Raw genomic sequence first — 15712 nt, forward strand, 5'->3', positions numbered from 1 at the left:
GAGGGCGTTGGATGAGGGGCAGACATCATCGATTCGGGGAATCTGGCGGCGCGATTCATCACCATGCACGCCATTGGGCTTCATCGCGCGCCAATTGGCGACCTGTTCAGACCTTCCGTAGTCGGTCGGCGAACTCAATCCTGCCAAAAGCACTTGGACGACCGGAGTGTCGAGCGTGTACGAGGATAGCGGTGACTCAAGCTGAGTTAGGAGAGCGGGTGAGCCCATAGAAATTCCGTGAAGCTGTTCAATGTCCAGTGGTGGCCGATTGTTGTCGGACGGAGTTCGCTACCGAGTTTCCCCGGCCGTGGCGTCGTCGCCCAGAGGACGGATGCTGAGAGTAGCCCCGTTTTGCTCTGCCGAGGGAGCGCTGGCGGAGATGGCAAACGAACGACCGCCGTACGCCACGGTGCGCTCCTCGGCGGCGTCTACCGCGCCAGGATTGAACAATGCTTGAATTCGCGAGAAAACGGCAGCATAAAACTCACCGGGCACCTCAAACAATGGCGTCGCTCTGGAGTCCGGGCCCGCATACACGCACGAGCTCGTCGCTGGCGTCGGCGATGGCAAGAACAACTTGCGATGCCCAGCAATCGCTGAATCCTGCAAGAGCTTTCCGGTGATGCGCGTCACATACCCGCCGGTGCGCCCTGGATAGGTCGGGTCTTCCAACAGCGGGGGCTTTCCAGTCGAGGCATCGGTTGCGCGATTCACAGGGTCTCCAGAGCAAATTTGGGAGCCGGCGTCGAACGTCTGGACTTGGCCGTTGTCGGCCCGTCAGTCAAGCGACGCCTGACGGGGCGAACGCGAGCGGTGACGACCAGCAGGCTAAATCCGCTTGAAAAAGTGGAAGTCATAGCAATCCCGCTGAAGCTTGCCTCTGGCGTAAAGGCCAATCATCAGGTGCTCTGGCGGCTCGTTCGGTGGCACGAAAAATCTCTCCCCTGGGAACTTCAGTTCGTCCAACCGCGCGGCAATCACGTCTCTCATCTGCTCGTACTCGGGTTCACCCACGAACACCGAGACGGCCTTGTGGAACGCAACCATGTAGCCGCCTTCCTTCAGTTGCACCGTTCGGAAGTCGATGATGAAGCGCGCCTCGTTCACGGCCGAGCGGGCATCTGCTTCGTCGTCATCCCCTGGAGTTAGCGCGAGCAGTGTTCCGTTTCTGAGCATGATGATGCCGCTTGCCTTGTACGAGCGCAGGCGGTCTTCGATGACAGTCAGTGGGGTCAGGCTATCTGGCTCCCATGCGAGTCGAAGTTCTTTCATCTGAATTCCAGAGTGAGTTTTGGCCTGAGGGGGGCTATGTCCGCTTCTGGCCGGATTTTGCCCTTGACTGGCGCTCGTCAATCAGAGCGCCAGGGGGCCGTTAGGCTTCCGTCTGCTCGGCCATCTCCAGTGCATCCTCGACTTCGATTCCGAGGTAGCGCACTGTGCTCTCCAGCTTGGTGTGGCCGAGCAGGAGCTGCACTGCGCGAAGGTTCTTCGTGCGACGGTAGACCAAGGACGCCTTGGTCCGACGCATTGAGTGGGTTCCGTACTCGGCCGGATCCAGCCCGATCTCCTCCACCCAGCCATCGACAATTCGGGCGTACTGCCTGGTTCCGAGATGCGGAGACGAATGCACCCGGCTCGGGAACAGAAAGTCCTCGGAACGAAGGTGGGCCAGATTGATCCAGCCCGACACCGCCTCGCGGGTTGGATCGGAGAGTTCAAACTGAACCGGTCGTCCGGTCTTTTGTTGAACCACGTTCGCCCGTGCCGCCGTTCGATCACCGTTGGCTACATCGCGGACACGGAGCTTGACCAGGTCGCATGCCCGAAGCTTGCTGTCGATTCCGAGATTGAAAAGTGCAAGGTCGCGAGTACGGCGGGACAGCTGCAGCCGAGTACGGATCGCCCAAATTTCCTTGAGCTTGAAAGGCCGCTTCTGCCCGACGAGTTTGTCCTTGTTCCACGGGGGCCGTGGTGCTGAGACGGTGAGAGCGTTCATGTCGATCTCCTGTGCAGTTTAGGGATCGAAACTTTGCGCCGGTAGGGCACTTTGGGTCCCAACCGGAAATTGCCGTCTACGGCAAGCAGACTTTCAGAGGCAGTTGAACGCGGGGTCATGGCATGGACTGGCGGGCTTCTGCTGTCCCTCCCGTACTACGGAGGAACCGCTCAACCACGGCGCGGAAGCGCGGAATGTCCTGCCAACAAGCACTTCACTGCTTGCATTGCTGTCTACCGAAGGCTAGCGGGCGCAGGCTCCGACTGAGCCTGGTGCGCATAGTGGATGCGTCAACGCTATCGCTCCGGCAGGCCTGCCGCACGCATGCCTGCGACAAACCTGTTGCGGCTGGCCAGGTAGCTGTCGGCACCGGCAGGATTGTTGATGACGTACCGCTCGATCGTGTTGTGCGGCATCAGCTTGCGGTGCTCCGCCATATTCTTCTCAGCATCTGCCTGGCGGCCGTGCAGCGCGTCGATCGACGCCTGCATGGCATAGGAAAGACCGAAGTTCGGCCTTTCCGCCAATGATCGTCGTGCCAGCGCATAGGCCTTTTCGTCGTCTTCCAGTGTGAATGCGGCGTTCGACGCCACGAAGAATGCCGAGGCCATGATCCGCGAGTCCCGATAGCCAATCCGCATGGCGCTGTCTATGTGCGGCTGCATCTCCGCGGCACGGCCGTTGAGTTGCAGCGCCGTCGCATACCTCAGGCGCGCGTTCGGGTTTGAAGGCGAACGCAGCATCGCCTTCTCGTAAACAGGGAGCGCCAAGTCCGGTTGGCCGCGAAACAGCAGCACATTGGCCCAATTGATGAGCGCGACAGTGTTGTTCGGTGCGATGGCCAGGGCGCGTGCAGCGACGCGCTCGGAGGCGGCAAGATCTTCAAGCGGAGGCTCGCCGGAATGGCCAAAGCGCTCGGACATGAGCGCTGCACCCAGGCCCGTCAGTGCGACCACGGAATCCGGGTCGGCGCGCAAGGCCGCCTCGAAACGCGCCCGACCTCTCCTGACGTCTTCCATGGACTGGCGCCGGTCAATGTCCTCCCATCCCGACATCGCGAGGTCCGCGGGGTCGAACTGGTAGCCGGGCCGACTCACCCTCGCTTTGTGCATCTCCGACTGACGCAGCCTGAGGCTGCTGACGGCACGAAGAGCGACGTCGACGTTCAGCCCCGGGCCATTCGCATCGGGATACTCGAAGTGTTCCGACCAGATGATGTTCCCTTCGGGAATCGTCGTGACCTGCGTGTCGATCGCGACGCCACGCCCGTGTGCGGCGATTCGACCGCTCATCGCGTACCGCGCGCCGGCGGGCGATGTCGAGCGAATGACTTTCGCGCTCTGCCGCTCTGAAAGCTGGGCTGCAATCTCATCCACGAGCCCGTTCCGAACGTTCGCAGGTGCGGGTATGGTGCCGATGTCCTGGAACGGGATCAGGACAATGGAATGGCGTCTTGCGATCTCTTCGTCGATCCGAAGCGGCGGCGACGCCGATCCGATGTAGATGGTACCGCCGGCGATCACGAGCGCCCCCAACGCGACGGCTGCCACAAGGCCGCGCTTGCCACGCCGCGTGGGTGATGCTGCCGGCACAGTTGGCGCCGCCACTGTCGTATCAGTCGCTCGCGTGGGATGGCTGGGCTCGCTCAGGTCGGCAGGCCGAACGTCCGCCTCGAATATGTAGCCGCGCCGCGGCAACGTGGTGATCAACTTCGAGCCCTGATCGCCCAGCCGGCTTCGCAGGTCGCCGACGCACTGCACGAGCGAGTCGTCCGTCACCACTACATCCGCCCACAGGCTCTCCATCAGTTCGGCCCTGCTGATGAGGCGTTGGGGATTCGCCAGGAAATAGCGCAGCAGCGCGCTTGGCTTGGGGCTGAGCGGTATCGGCAAGCCGTCCAGTCGCAACTGATCGCGCTCGAGATCAAACTCGAAGTTGGCGAATTGAACGACCGCCGGAATCCCGACTCGAGCTCGCGATGGCAGGGACGCACGCGGAACTCGCTCATTGATGGTCGATTGCCCGTCGTTCATGGCTCCGCCTTCTCGGATCTCCGCAGACGCCCGGCATGCCGGTGTGCGATCCGCCGGGGGATTTTCCTCCCGTTTACGTCGACGTGGAAGGCTTTCAGGCGTCGCCTCCTCGGAGATTCATCGCCTTTTCATCGGGGTTTGATCGTGGTGATTCCACCCGCCACGCCTATGGTGGCCTGGCGGCGTCCGCTCAAGTTCGCAGGGTCCGCGAAGGGTTAGTCCATGAACAAACACCTGACGGGCATGATGGCCGGTGCGCTGGCTGCAATCTTTGTCCTTTTGCCGGCTTGCGGCGGTGGGGGCTCGGCCGGTGGGGGCTCGGCCGGTGGGGGCGCGGGATTCTCTGCGGCGCCACCCGTCAAGGTCATCGTGACGGGACCCAACGCTGTGACCTACTGGAACGAGGTGGCGAGCGCCACCGTCAACCTCCCCGCCACGGCCACCGGGTCACCGGCCGAACAGCGGCCGTCCGATGCAGTGGACCTCGCCGTGGTCCATCTGGCCATCTACAACGCGCTCGCTGCGATCACCGGGCAATACCAGCAGTACGGGGGCTTGACGCAGGTCGTTTCCGGCGCAGTGGTGTCCCAGCAAGCAGCGATCGGCGCGGCGGCCCATGGCGTATTGAAGGGAATGTTCCCGAACAGATCGGCCCAGTACCAAGCCGCCTACGACAGCTTCCTGGCGTCGCTCCCTGACGACGCGGCCAAGTCCGAGGGCGTCGCCGTGGGCACCGGAGCGGCGAGCGCGATGCTTGCGCTGCGCGGCGACGACGGTCGCTCGGTGGCGCTGGCACCTTATGTGCCAGGCACGGAACCAGGGCGCTTTCGGGGCGTGAACCCGATCAACCGCAACATGCCGTTTATCGGCCGTTTGCGATGACCAGTGCCTCGCAGTTCCGCACGCCTGCGCCGCCCGCGCTCGACAGCGAGGTCTACGCCATCGATCTCAATGAAACGCGCTTGCTGGGCGCCGCCGTCGGCAGCTCGCGCACCGACGCCCAACTTGAAATCGCCAGGTTCTACACGGAGGCCCCGCCACGCTATTGGCAGCGCAACCTGCGCCGGTTTGCCATGAGCGACTCCAGCCTTGTCGATCAGGCGCGTTTGCTGGCCATGCTGTTCGTGGTCGATGCCGATGCAGGCATCGCCTGTTTCGAGTCGAAGTACCACTACGAATTCTGGCGGCCGCAAAGCGCCATCCCGTTGGCCGGCGCGGACGCCAACCCGGCCACGACGCCCGACGCGACATGGACGCCCGTGGTGCCGACCCCCAATCACCCGGAATACCCTGCGGCCCATGGCTGCATCACGGCGGCGATGGCCGAAACCCTCAAGACCTACTACCGCACCGACCAGGTCGAATTCACCCTCGACAGCACGGTGACCGGCACCACGCGCCGTTTCAAGTCGACGCAGGCCATGGTGAACGAGGTCTGCGACGCCCGCGTCTACGGCGGAATGCATTTTCGAAACTCGACGCTTCGTGGCGCAGAGCTTGGAACCAGCGTGGCCCAGTGGGCGTTGCAACGGAACTTTCTGGCGCGATGATCAATTGGATTGAGTCATGCGAACCCGAATCTTCGCGTCGATGTTGTTCAGCTGTATGGGGCTCTTCCCGCCATCCGACGAGGTGACCGCTGCAGAGGAGCGCATCTATCTCAGCAAGGTCGACATCGAGCGCGTTCTCATTGGCAAGGGTCTCGAGTCGAGGAATCTGTCGACCGGCATGGTGTCGCACTGGATTTTCCTACCGAATGGCAGGGTCGAGTTTGCCAACAAGAGCGGGCCGGGCAGCGCTTCCGGAACCTGGATCGTTCGAACCGACGGCTTGATGTGCGTGACGATGCTCGCCCGCACGGGTTGCCGCTACTGGTTTCGTCAGGGCGGCGCACTCGCGAATGCGATCAGCAAGGACCCTGATTCGCCGCTGGTGGCCGAGATCGAGTTTGAGTAGCCACGCTGCCCAGTGAGACTCGAGCGGCCTTCAGCAGGCTCGGCACTGGAATGTCCGTTCTTGGCCGAGACTGTGAGTTCGCATTTGAGCCAGGGAGCTGAACACGAAGGCGCGACGGTGCGTTTTGTGGCAAGCTCCCGCTCGTGGACAAGTGCCAGTGGACCGGCGTGCGGAGGCTCAACCTTCTATGGTTCCCGAAACCCGATATGCGAGGAGCGGTGGCGTCAACATCGCCTACCAGGCGATCGGCAACGGTCCGCGTGATCTGGTGCTGGTTCCCGGCTGGGTGTCGAATATCGACGTCTTCTGGGAGGAGCCGACGCTGGCCCGGCTGCTGACGCGGCTGGCCTCGTTCTCCCGCCTAATCCTCTTCGACAAGCGGGGCACCGGCCTGTCCGATCGTGTCAACGACATGCCAAGCCTCGAGGTTCGCATGGACGACGTGCGCGCGGTGATGGATGCGGTCGGCTCGCAGCGTGCGGCCTTGTTCGGCTATTCCGAGGGGGGCGCGATGTGCGCTCTGTTCGCCGCCACGTATCCGGAACGGTCTTCGGCGCTCATCATGGGCGGCGCTTTCGCGCGACGCATACGGGCGCCCGACTACCCCTGGGGGTCGACGGCCGAGCAGCACCTGGCATTTGCCGACCAGATCGAACGAGACTGGGGCGGACCGGTAGGCATCGATGCCCGGTGCCCTAGTCTGGCCCAAGACGAGCGCTACCGGCGGTGGTGGGCCCGCTGGTTGCGCGCCAGCGCCAGCCCGGCGGCCGCGGCAACGCTGGTGCGCATGAACATGGAGATCGATATCCGGCATGTCCTGCCGGCCGTGCGCGTGCCCACGCTGCTGCTGCACAGCAGCAACGACCGCACGATCGATTTCGGCGCAAGCCGCTACATGGCCGATCACATCCCCGGAGCCAAGCTGGTCGAACTGCATGGCATCGATCACGTTCCATGGGGCTGCGACTGCGACGCTATCGTCGACGAGATCGAAGAATTCCTCACCGGCGCTCGGCACGACGCGGAACCTGACCGGCTGCTGGCCACCGTCCTATTCACCGACATCGTCGGCGCCACCGAGCGCGCCGCCAGCCTCGGCGACCGCCGCTGGCACGATTTGCTCGACAGCCACCACGCATTGATTCGCCACGAGCTGGAGCACTTTCGCGGCCGCGAGATCGACACCGCCGGCGACGGCTTCCTCGCCGCCTTCGATGGGCCGGCGCGCGCCGTGCGTTGCGCCTGTGCGATCTCCGAGGAGGTGCGTGCACTCGGGCTCGAGATCCGCGCCGGGCTACACACCGGCGAGTGCGAATGGATGGGAGGCAAGGTCGGCGGCATCGCTGTGCACACCGGCGCACGCGTTGCTGCACAGGCGCGCGCCGGCGAAGTGCTGGTCTCCGGCACGGTCAAGGATCTTGTCGCAGGTTCCGGGCTCGTGTTTCAGGATCGAGGAGTGCAAAGCCTCAAGGGTATCCCTGGCGAGTGGCGGCTGTTCGCGGTAGAGCACTGAGGCGCATGGCAAAACCAATGAGGCTCCCGGACCGCCACCGCTGACCGCGCCTGAGCTCATTGCTCGATGAGCTGCTCGACCTGGACGCGCGCGGACAGGCACATCGGATGGTGCTGCTGCGTACACCGCTTATGTCATGAGTTAACCACCAACGACTGCTTTGGAGCGGCGAATTCGGGTGTGCGAAAGGCTGGAACGGGTTGAGAGCGGCGCCGAGCGGCTGCTTTCTGGCATCCGTGCCGCCTGCCATGCGCGAAGAGGTTCGGGGCCTGCGCGACACCGAAGCAGGGCGATTCGTACTCCGCCTGTACTCGGAAGAGCGCGTCCGCGCTCCGCGCGGTGCCTGAGAGCCTTCTCAGGTCTTCGCCGACTTCTTCGGCGCTCTACTCGCGGCCTGCAGGGCCGCCGCCTGCGCGGAGTGCTTCTCGCCACGCGAGGGCCTGTGAGCCTTGCTAGCCTTGGGCTCCTTGGGCTCTTTGGGCTCCTTGGGCTCCTTTTTTTCCTTGGGCTTCTCTTTGGCCTGCGGGTGGTGCGTCCTCACCAGCTTGTCGATTGCCTTCGCCCTCGGCTGCTGCGCTTGCGCTTGGCGCTTCGCACGCTCCTCCTTGAGCAGACGGCGCTCCTCGGCCAGCGTCTGTTCGGCTTCGGACGGCTCATGGTCCGCCCCCAGCGAGTGGACGCGGTCCATCGTCGCCTTGTGAAGCATCGCGCCGTTCTTCGCGATGCGGTGGGTCAGCGATGCGATGCGAATGGGCATGTTGCGATCCTCATGGTGGGTGAAAGACCAATGTAGGCCGGCCTCCGCGTCCTGCCAATCGATTTGTGTGGCCTCGCCCCTGCGGCAGCGAAATTTCGCTGTCGGAGAAGCGACTGTCGCCAATACCGCTGCTGGCCGACTGTAGCCTGTCGGCTACCAGGAGCTTCGGGCCCTAAGCGACTGTTGGCTTCGCTCCGAACCGGGCGTTCAGCTTGGTTGCAGGCGCCGTGGCGGCGCCAACGTGAATAAGACCAGCGCGTGCGGACCCAAGCCTGGCGGTCCGGGCGCGCTCCGCGCCAGGCTGCAGCGCTCAGCCTGATCACGTCCGATCCGCTAACGGACGCCAGCAACCAGGCCCGCTGCCAACTGCCGCGCGGTTCGCGCGCTGGCGCCCTTGCCGGTAATCGCCAGCGCCGGGGGGTTGGCCAGCATCCGCTCGAAGACCGCCCGCACTTCTTCGGCGCGGATGTCGTCGATCATGGCAATCGCTTCGGCCATCGGCGTCACGGTTCCGCTGGCGAAGAGCTCTTCGACGGCCTGCTCCATCGTTGCGTAGGTCCGCTCTCCGGCGCGCACACGGGACACGGTCAGCTGGTTCTTCGCCCGCTCCAAGTGCACCGGATCGATGGTCGTGGCCTGTGCGCGCAGCAGGCCGCCCGTCGCCGTCACAAGCGCGTCGAGCTTGTCCGGGGTAGTGACCGAATGCACCACGAAGTTGGCCCAGACGTCCCCGCTTTCCATCGTGGAATGGGCCGTGTAGGCCAGGCCGAGCTGCTCTCGGACTCTGTCGACCAGGGGCGCCGACATCCCGCCTCCAAAAAGGTTGGCCGCCAGCGAAGCCGCAAGGCGCCAGCGCTGCTGCGACATCTCATCCTGCCGCGCGGGCGCCAGCGGGTAGGCGATGTTCAGGTACACCTGCGACACCTGCGTGAAGCGCCGGGCCACGGCATGACCGACGTACTTCGCGGGCGCCGGCGGTAGCGTCACGGGTAGGTCGGCCGACGGGGGCATTGCTGCAAAGAGTTCCCCGGCGAGCGCTACCCAGGCTTCGACGTCGAAGTTCCCGGCCGCAGCGACGACGGTCTTTTCCGCGACGTAGTGGGACTGCACGTGGCGGACCAGGTCGTGCCGGGTAAAGCCTTCTATGTTCCCGACGGTGCCAATCACAGGCATGCCCATCGGGTCGTCGCCCCAGATAGCGCGGTCGAGCAATTCACTGGAGCTATCCTCCGGATCCTCCTCGTACTCGATGGCTTCCTGGCGAATCACTTCCAGCTCGCGCTGCAATTCATTGTCGGGAAATGTGCTGTTCAAGACGATGTCGGCCGTCATGCGCAGCAGATGCTCCGCGTGCCGGCCCAGGCCAGTCATGAAGTAGCCGGTGGTGTCCTTGCCAGTGAACGCGTTGACATCCGCGCCTAGCCGCTCCGCATCCAGGTTGATGGCCTGCACGGAGCGGGTGGTGGTCCCCTTGAACGCCATGTGCTCCAGGACATGGCCGATGCCGTTCGTGACCGGCGTCTCGTCGCGGGAGCCGACGCGCAGGAACACGCCCACGCTGGCGCTCTGCACGTGGGGCATGGGAATGGCGAGCAGCCTCACCCCGTTCGCAAGCCTGTGAAGGGCGATGGTGGCGCGCTTCGCCGGCAGCCGGACCATTTCTCAGCGGCCTTCAGGCTGCTGCAGCCTGACGCCGATGCCGTAGAGCGCGAGCAGGCCCAGCACGTGCCCGATGGCCACGCCGGGCTCACCCGATTCAATGCGGCCGATGGTTTGGACATGCACGCACAGGCGCGCGGCGGCGGCGGCCTGGCCCTCTCCGGCCGCCGTTCGGGCCAGCCTTGCCGCTGCCCCAAATTCCCGTATTGAATGCAAGGCGTCGCCGCCGATGTCTGCCGAGATGCGCTTGCCTTGGGTCATGGGTGCATTGTCGCTGCGCCCGCGGCCTGCTCGGTACTGTGGTCCGGCGGCGGCTAATGGCATTCTTTCATTTCCGAATGCAGGGGAGTCCGTCGCGCCTGAATGTGAAGAACTGGGGAACCGAGCGCTTTTCGACGCTCGCCACCTTTGTCGGCGTTCTGGCTAACGACACGGAGCTTGGATAGGTCTGCGGCGCGCGGCCAAGCGAAAAAAGGTTTGTCCAACGCCGGAAGTCTTCCAACGGCGGCAACCTGCCGTCGCCCGATGTGGGCTTGTACGGCAAATTTCTTCTCCGTTTTTGAATCGAAGTCGATGTTTTCGAGACCCCCCAGTTTGCGTCGATGAGCGCGCTGTCCGGCCCACCTTCCACTCCAAGCAGAAATCGCGCGAGCTTCAGGCTGGCTACGGCGAGGAACGCGCTTGCTTGAGTCCCCAGGTCGCAGGAGGCCCAACCCTGCCTTCCAAAATCAAGGAAACCAGCGGCGTCGAGAGCAGAGTATCTCGGTATTTGGCTTTGTCGAACAGAACGTCTCGGTGCAGGTCACGCTTCTCTACGCAGTCGGGCCCGACCCGAAGACCGGCGCTGCACGCATTCGTCAGACGGAGCGGAGAGCCAGGCTTATGGGCGAGACCCGGCCCAGCGTCGAGGAATTCCGTGGTGGCCGCCCACGTCTCCACCGTTCTAGTCAGGTAGGCGAAGGGATTGCTGAGCTGAAATATCAGATTCCGCACAAGAAGAAGGTATGCATGACTCGTTCGGTAATATTGTTGGCGGGTGCGTTGGCGTGTTCAACCATTGGCTGGGCGCAAGAGGCGCCTGCGCCGGCGCTGCGTGAGGGCGACAAGTGGGTCTACAGCCTGAAGGTCGAGAAGCCGCCGGCCGGCTCGTCGATCCGTCATTGGGAGAACACGATCCATCGTGTCAGTTCTACCGGGATGGTCCTCGCGACCAAGCCAGTCGATTCGAACCTCCCCGCTACCGAGACTGCCTTCGAGAAAGACTGGAGTCGCATGGTGAGCATCAACGGTAGGATGACGACGACCAACAAGTACTTCGATTTTCCGCTGCGCGTCGGCAAGACATGGGAGGTCGCCGTGACGCAAGAGCATCCGACACCCAACGTGAAGCTCGTTCGTAACAAGCTGGACTACAAGGTGATCGGCTGGGAGGAAGTCACAGTGCCCGCAGGCACCTTCAAGGCACTAAAGATCGAGGCCGACGGCGAGTGGTACAACGAGTTCGAGCGCACCAACGCCGTAGCCAGTTCCCAAGTCCAAGCCGGCACGGCAGGGGGCACTTCCATCGCACAAACGCGGTCGCCGACCACGCCAGAACCACTGACGGGGAGGTTCTACAGGGCTTTTTGGTATGTGCCGGATGCCAAGCGGGAAATCAAGTCTGTGCTCGAAACAATCAACCAGCGTGGCGGCATCAGCCAACGCGATACTGCGGAGCTCGAGTCGTTCACCGTGCAGCCCTGATTTGCATGGGTCAACAGCTCGCCGGCGCTTTGCGTGGCCTCCTCGGCTGCCTCGGCCGGGGGCTGGAACGCCTTCGAGCACCGCGTGTGAAACGCGACCCCTTCCTCCGTGAGGTAGAGGGCGCGGGTTGTTCTAACCATGAGCAGGACCCCGAGTGCGGACTCCAGGCGACTCACGGCTACAACACTCCTTCTGCCTATGCAGCTTTTAGTGTGTTGCATCGATCAATTGAATCCTCCGCCGACTGTAGCCGGTCGGCTACTCGCAGCTTCGGGCCCTAATCCGAAGTTCACTATTCTCCGAAGCGGACTTTGGGGCTCATGTCAGTCAGGAGGTCGGAGCGCACCTCTTCCGGTGTGAAGGCTTTCAGAATCACGTCTTTTGGGTAGACCGCACCCTCGGCTCGCGCCAAATCTATCCTGGCAATCTGCTCCGGTGTTAGATAGGGCCCCTTCAGGGCGATGGCAGCGCTCGTTATCTGAGTGCGTCGAGCAAGGAAGGCGTGCATCTGCGCGACCGTAAGTCCAATCGCATGGCCTGCGGCGACTTCGGCTGCAACGTGCACTGTGAGGCCAGAGGCGGCGTGCACATTGACCGCCAACTTGAATTCGGCAAAGTATTCTTCGAGAGTCATCACGTGTCTGCTTGTGGCCCGCATTCTGCCTTTGCACTGCGCGCCAATTTTCAATCGACCTGTTTCTCGCACTCGCGAGGAGAGGCAACCCCGCGAATTTTCGACCAGTATTCGTCCTGAATGTCGTCGTCAATGACGGGCCGGACGTGCGTAGCGTACAGAGCGTCCTTGCCGTCCCTTCTGGGCCCGGATATCCAGTAGTGCTCGCCTGTCTCAACGTCGAAGTAGTTCGACTTAAATCCGCTCCCCTTGAGGCTACGAAAGGCTTTGCCCCCGTAGTACAGCGTTGCCCCGGACTTGGAACACGTGACTCGGCCAACGCGAGCTGGTCCTGTCAGACCGCCCGACTTCGCTTCGATGTACATGATGCGACTTTTCATCAGATTCGTGCTCTTGTGAAAACTGCGAGGGTGGTGGGAACGTCCGGTGCTGTCGCATGCTGCCACACCGTGGAGTGGCGTCACCTGAGTACGCCGAAGGCGAACCAAGCGATGATGCCCGCTACAAGCACCCAGTTGCCCTTCCGGCAGATTTGCTTCCCTGCCGCTGAATATTCGTCGCCTGGACCAACAGACCAGGCCACGCCCGTTAGAAGGATGCGCGCTGACGGCAACTTTCGCTTCTTTGCATCTAGGGCATGTCCGCCCACGACCACTCCCAGGTACGTGTAGTAGATGCCGCAAGCCGTGCCCAAGATGGCGAGGAGAGTGTGCAGGGTCATGACATTTCCCGTTCAACGTCGCAGCCAGTATGGCCGTAGCCCATCGGCGGAACCTTCGGCTCAACCCGCCGCCGTGCATGCTAGTTGAGTGCTCGTGTTGAAGTCCGTTTCGTACGTCCGTTTCTGGCCGAACTTTGCCACACGACCGACGCTGGTCAGTCTTGCCCCAAAGACCTGAGCAGCAGGCACAACGGGTCAGCGGTTTGCGCTGGAGCGCTTCTTCGTAGCGACCTTCGCCACCGACCCCTTCTTCGCGGCCGGCTTCTTCTGAGGCGCCTTCGTCGGCGCCATCTTCCCGGCAGCCGGCTTCTGTCGCGCGGCCGCGCCGCCCTTGCGCAGGACGGCCTCCCAGGCCAGGCGGGCCCAGCGTGCCGCTTCCTCGCGGTCTTCATAGATTTCGGGCGGCGCTTCCACGTACGAGGTCTGCGTCAGCTTGCCCGAGCGCATGTACTCGAAGGGCGCGAGCCCCTTCGCCTCGAACTTCGCTCGGCTCTCCTCGTCGGTCTTGAGGTACAGGCGCTCGCCGCTCACCAGACCGAACATGCGCCCCTCGTGGAAGATGCCGTGGCCGCCGAACATGCGGCGGGCTGACACACGGCCGAAGCGCTCGAACACTTCGGGGAGTTCCTCGGCCAGCTTCACCGTTTTGTGCCCCGTGTCATGAGGAAGTGATGGCGGACCGATAACCAAGGGCTCATGGCGCGTGGGAAAGAAGAGTGTTTCGGAGCGAAATTCTGACCGAGGTCGGAAGGTCCGGAGTTGGCCGGATTTTGCCGCAGCTATATGCGCGCTGGCACTGCCCCATTGGTCCCGAAGTGTTTGGCCGCGAGCTCCTTGGCGCGCCGTATGCCCTCTTCCGTTAAGTAGACCGACTCTTGCCTGCCGTGAGCCTCAGTGATGAGCCCTTTTTCGTGGAGCCGGTCCATGGTTTCGAAGTCATATCGCTTCCATACCCGTCCGTTTTCAAACTCGAAGACGCCGAGCAAAGCCAGAAGCGCCTCTTCGACCTTGTCCATGTCGTATCTCATAACATCACCTCTCAATGTTCGACAGTGAACCGTCTGCCGGCGCCGCCTCAGATTGGCCGCGCCGCCGCGAGGCGGCAGTTCGACTTTACGATGGTGTTCTGGGAGTCTGGCCTTCGCTTGGCCAACATGATCTCACCCGGGATGATCGTACAGGCTTCAGATCCGGCAGCGCGCAGCGATGAAAGCAAGCAAGACCAACAAATCCACGTCCTGGAGCGACGTCAAGGCCAGACTGGCCCACTTCGACCACGATGGACTGGTTTGCCTGGTGTATGACCTGTACACGGCCAACAAGGACAACCAAGTATTCCTTCATGCCTGTTTCGACCTGGGCGAAGATGTCCTGGAGCCGTACAAGACCGCCATTAACCGTTGGCTCTGGCCCGACACGTTCCGGAATCAGACCGCGTCCGTCACCAAGGCCAAGAAGTCCATTGCGGACTACAAGAAGGCAATTGGCCAACCGGAAGGCCTCGCAGAATTGATGGTCTTCTACTGCGAGCGCGCAACAGGCTTCAGCGTCGAAGTCGGCCTGCAGGACGAGGGCTTTTTCAGTGCGTTGGTGCGAATGTTCGAGCAGGCGTTGAAGGCCATTGCGACACTGCCGGACGCGCCGCGGCGGTTGTTCATGGAACGACTCGAAGCTGTGTGTCGCATCAGTCGGCGCATCGGCTACGGCGTTGAAGATGCCATGGGAGACCTGATAGTCGAGTACAGAACCTACGATTGATGGAAGGTCAGCTTTGGGGTGAATTCTGCGTCGATGGCGAAGGTGCGGTTCTTGGCGGTCTGCTGCCCGATGGCAAGCTGGTGGGAAGGGTGTTCGCGGCCGGCCGAACATCCGAAGAAGTAGACGTTTTGTCGGATTGTTGTTACAAAGTAGATGATTTTGTCGCTTTGTAGACGTTTTTCAAGGGCCGCCCCTTTCCGTCATGACTGTTGTGGGTCTTGCCCACGCCCGGAGGTCCGAAGGCCAGAAGGTTGTGGCCCTGGGCAAGCCATCCATCCGCTTCGGCAAGCGCCATGACGTGGGCCTTGGAGACCGCCGGCACGGTGGCGAAGTCGAAGGTCGCCAAGCTCTTGTCTGGTGGCAGATGGCTATCGACGCGAGCACGCGCCAGTCGTCGCGTCTCGCGCTCGTGTACTTCCTGCTCCAGCAGCATTCCGAGGAAGCGCTCGGCCGGCCAGCCCTCGCGGTTGGACTGCTCGGCCAGTGCCGGCCACATCCGCTTGATGGTGGGCAATCTCAGCTCGGACAGCATCGGCGGAAGTCTTGCTGCGTCGGCCGCAGTGCGCGTGGAAGCAGTGGTTGCGGCAGCGGTCATGCCAGCCTCCAGCAGTTCGTCATAGACGGCAGCAGCCGGCAAGACCACCTGCACCGTCGGCATCAGCGTGGGTCGCGGTGCGAACTGCTCGCGCAGCATGTCGATGTCGGGCACTTCGTCGCGCTCACGCAGTGCATCCAGCACGCCAGCAAGCTCGGCCACCACGTTGGCGCGGTCAGCCAGATCCAGCAGGCCCACCATCAACCGGCAGGCGGCGCGTTCACTCAGCCGTTTACTCAAGTGTTCCCACGCCTGGGCGTACTCGCTGCGCGGGAACATCGCATCGCGCAGCACCCATCGGGCGAAGGCGCCGGGCTTGCGCCGCAACGATGGCAGCAGTGCAGACT

20 protein-coding genes and 1 pseudogene are annotated in these 15712 nt (G+C 62.9%); 6 read left to right on the forward strand and 15 right to left on the reverse strand.

The features are described from left to right. From ACSFA8_RS19305 to ACSFA8_RS19325, 5 genes are all read right to left on the reverse strand, one after another. Positions 1 to 228: hypothetical protein (locus ACSFA8_RS19305; protein WP_435481100.1), on the reverse strand; the 228-nt coding region annotated here is incomplete at its 3' end. Between the two features lie 60 nt (positions 229 to 288). After that, entirely contained in the window at positions 289 to 714 is a 426-nt protein-coding gene (locus ACSFA8_RS19310) for a hypothetical protein (RefSeq protein WP_435481101.1), read from the reverse strand. A 114-nt stretch (positions 715 to 828) separates the two neighbouring features. Further along, on the reverse strand, positions 829 to 1272 hold the full coding sequence (locus ACSFA8_RS19315; protein WP_435481102.1) for a hypothetical protein: 444 nt from the start codon (positions 1270 to 1272) through the stop codon (positions 829 to 831). 100 nt (positions 1273 to 1372) lie between these two features. Then, a complete protein-coding gene (locus tag ACSFA8_RS19320) occupies positions 1373 to 1996 on the reverse strand; it encodes a site-specific integrase (protein WP_435481103.1) in 624 nt (207 codons plus the stop codon). A gap of 296 nt (positions 1997 to 2292) precedes the next feature. Further along, positions 2293 to 4029 carry a winged helix-turn-helix domain-containing protein gene (locus tag ACSFA8_RS19325; protein ID WP_435481104.1) on the reverse strand — a complete coding sequence of 579 codons (1737 nt, stop codon included), beginning with the start codon at positions 4027 to 4029 and terminating at the stop codon, positions 2293 to 2295. A gap of 222 nt (positions 4030 to 4251) precedes the next feature. Here ACSFA8_RS19325 and ACSFA8_RS19330 point away from each other — a divergent pair, with 222 nt between their 5' ends. From ACSFA8_RS19330 to ACSFA8_RS19345, 4 genes are all read left to right on the forward strand, one after another. After that, positions 4252 to 4911 carry a hypothetical protein gene (locus ACSFA8_RS19330; protein ID WP_435481105.1) on the forward strand — a complete coding sequence of 220 codons (660 nt, stop codon included), beginning with the start codon at positions 4252 to 4254 and terminating at the stop codon, positions 4909 to 4911. Beyond that, positions 4908 to 5579 (forward strand): vanadium-dependent haloperoxidase, encoded by a 672-nt coding sequence (locus tag ACSFA8_RS19335; RefSeq protein WP_435481106.1) that lies wholly within the window; start codon positions 4908 to 4910, stop codon positions 5577 to 5579. Before ACSFA8_RS19330 ends, ACSFA8_RS19335 begins: the two co-directional genes overlap by 4 nt. Positions 5580 to 5595: 16 nt before the next feature. After that, positions 5596 to 5985, forward strand: coding sequence for a hypothetical protein (locus ACSFA8_RS19340; protein ID WP_435481107.1), 390 nt, complete (start codon positions 5596 to 5598; stop codon positions 5983 to 5985). A 268-nt stretch (positions 5986 to 6253) separates the two neighbouring features. Then, positions 6254 to 7498 carry an adenylate/guanylate cyclase domain-containing protein gene (locus ACSFA8_RS19345; protein WP_435481108.1) on the forward strand — a complete coding sequence of 415 codons (1245 nt, stop codon included), beginning with the start codon at positions 6254 to 6256 and terminating at the stop codon, positions 7496 to 7498. A 355-nt stretch (positions 7499 to 7853) separates the two neighbouring features. Here ACSFA8_RS19345 and ACSFA8_RS19350 read toward each other — a convergent pair whose 3' ends face one another. From ACSFA8_RS19350 to ACSFA8_RS19360, 3 genes are all read right to left on the reverse strand, one after another. Continuing rightward, a complete protein-coding gene (locus ACSFA8_RS19350; protein WP_435481109.1) occupies positions 7854 to 8255 on the reverse strand; it encodes a hypothetical protein in 402 nt (133 codons plus the stop codon). Between the two features lie 333 nt (positions 8256 to 8588). Further along, positions 8589 to 9914 (reverse strand): M16 family metallopeptidase, encoded by a 1326-nt coding sequence (locus tag ACSFA8_RS19355; RefSeq protein WP_435481110.1) that lies wholly within the window; start codon positions 9912 to 9914, stop codon positions 8589 to 8591. A 3-nt stretch (positions 9915 to 9917) separates the two neighbouring features. Continuing rightward, complete coding sequence (locus tag ACSFA8_RS19360; RefSeq protein ID WP_435481111.1) at positions 9918 to 10175, reverse strand: helix-turn-helix domain-containing protein; 258 nt, start codon at positions 10173 to 10175, stop codon at positions 9918 to 9920. A 420-nt stretch (positions 10176 to 10595) separates the two neighbouring features. Between ACSFA8_RS19360 and ACSFA8_RS19365 the strand changes: the two genes are divergently transcribed. Further along, on the forward strand, positions 10596 to 11657 hold the full coding sequence (locus ACSFA8_RS19365; protein ID WP_435481112.1) for a hypothetical protein: 1062 nt from the start codon (positions 10596 to 10598) through the stop codon (positions 11655 to 11657). A 292-nt stretch (positions 11658 to 11949) separates the two neighbouring features. Here the strand turns inward: ACSFA8_RS19365 and ACSFA8_RS19370 are convergent, their stop codons facing one another. From ACSFA8_RS19370 to ACSFA8_RS19390, 5 genes are all read right to left on the reverse strand, one after another. Beyond that, positions 11950 to 12291, reverse strand: a complete 342-nt coding sequence (locus ACSFA8_RS19370; protein ID WP_435481113.1) for a hypothetical protein — start codon at positions 12289 to 12291, stop codon at positions 11950 to 11952. A 50-nt stretch (positions 12292 to 12341) separates the two neighbouring features. Beyond that, entirely contained in the window at positions 12342 to 12671 is a 330-nt protein-coding gene (locus ACSFA8_RS19375) for a 1-deoxy-D-xylulose-5-phosphate synthase (protein WP_435481114.1), read from the reverse strand. Positions 12672 to 12751: 80 nt separating this feature from the next. Next, positions 12752 to 13012 (reverse strand): hypothetical protein, encoded by a 261-nt coding sequence (locus ACSFA8_RS19380; RefSeq protein ID WP_435481115.1) that lies wholly within the window; start codon positions 13010 to 13012, stop codon positions 12752 to 12754. 195 nt (positions 13013 to 13207) lie between these two features. Continuing rightward, a complete protein-coding gene (locus tag ACSFA8_RS19385) occupies positions 13208 to 13654 on the reverse strand; it encodes a TfoX/Sxy family protein (RefSeq protein ID WP_435481116.1) in 447 nt (148 codons plus the stop codon). A 137-nt stretch (positions 13655 to 13791) separates the two neighbouring features. Continuing rightward, positions 13792 to 14028, reverse strand: coding sequence for a DUF6429 family protein (locus tag ACSFA8_RS19390; protein WP_435481117.1), 237 nt, complete (start codon positions 14026 to 14028; stop codon positions 13792 to 13794). 190 nt (positions 14029 to 14218) lie between these two features. Here ACSFA8_RS19390 and ACSFA8_RS19395 point away from each other — a divergent pair, with 190 nt between their 5' ends. After that, the gene (locus ACSFA8_RS19395) at positions 14219 to 14770 is read left to right on the forward strand and encodes a hypothetical protein (RefSeq protein ID WP_435481118.1); all 552 of its coding nucleotides are present in this window, start codon (positions 14219 to 14221) and stop codon (positions 14768 to 14770) included. Between the two features lie 142 nt (positions 14771 to 14912). Here the strand turns inward: ACSFA8_RS19395 and ACSFA8_RS19400 are convergent, their stop codons facing one another. Together ACSFA8_RS19400 and ACSFA8_RS19405 are read right to left on the reverse strand one after the other, a co-directional pair. Further along, entirely contained in the window at positions 14913 to 15365 is a 453-nt protein-coding gene (locus ACSFA8_RS19400; RefSeq protein ID WP_435481296.1) for an ATP-binding protein, read from the reverse strand. 12 nt (positions 15366 to 15377) lie between these two features. Further along, positions 15378 to 15704 (reverse strand): annotated as a pseudogene (locus ACSFA8_RS19405) (IS21 family transposase); the annotation flags it as partial. Positions 15705 to 15712 lie beyond the last annotated feature (8 nt).

It is taken from the genome of Variovorax nitratireducens (genome assembly GCF_051216545.1).
Lineage (GTDB): Bacteria > Pseudomonadota > Gammaproteobacteria > Burkholderiales > Burkholderiaceae_C > Variovorax.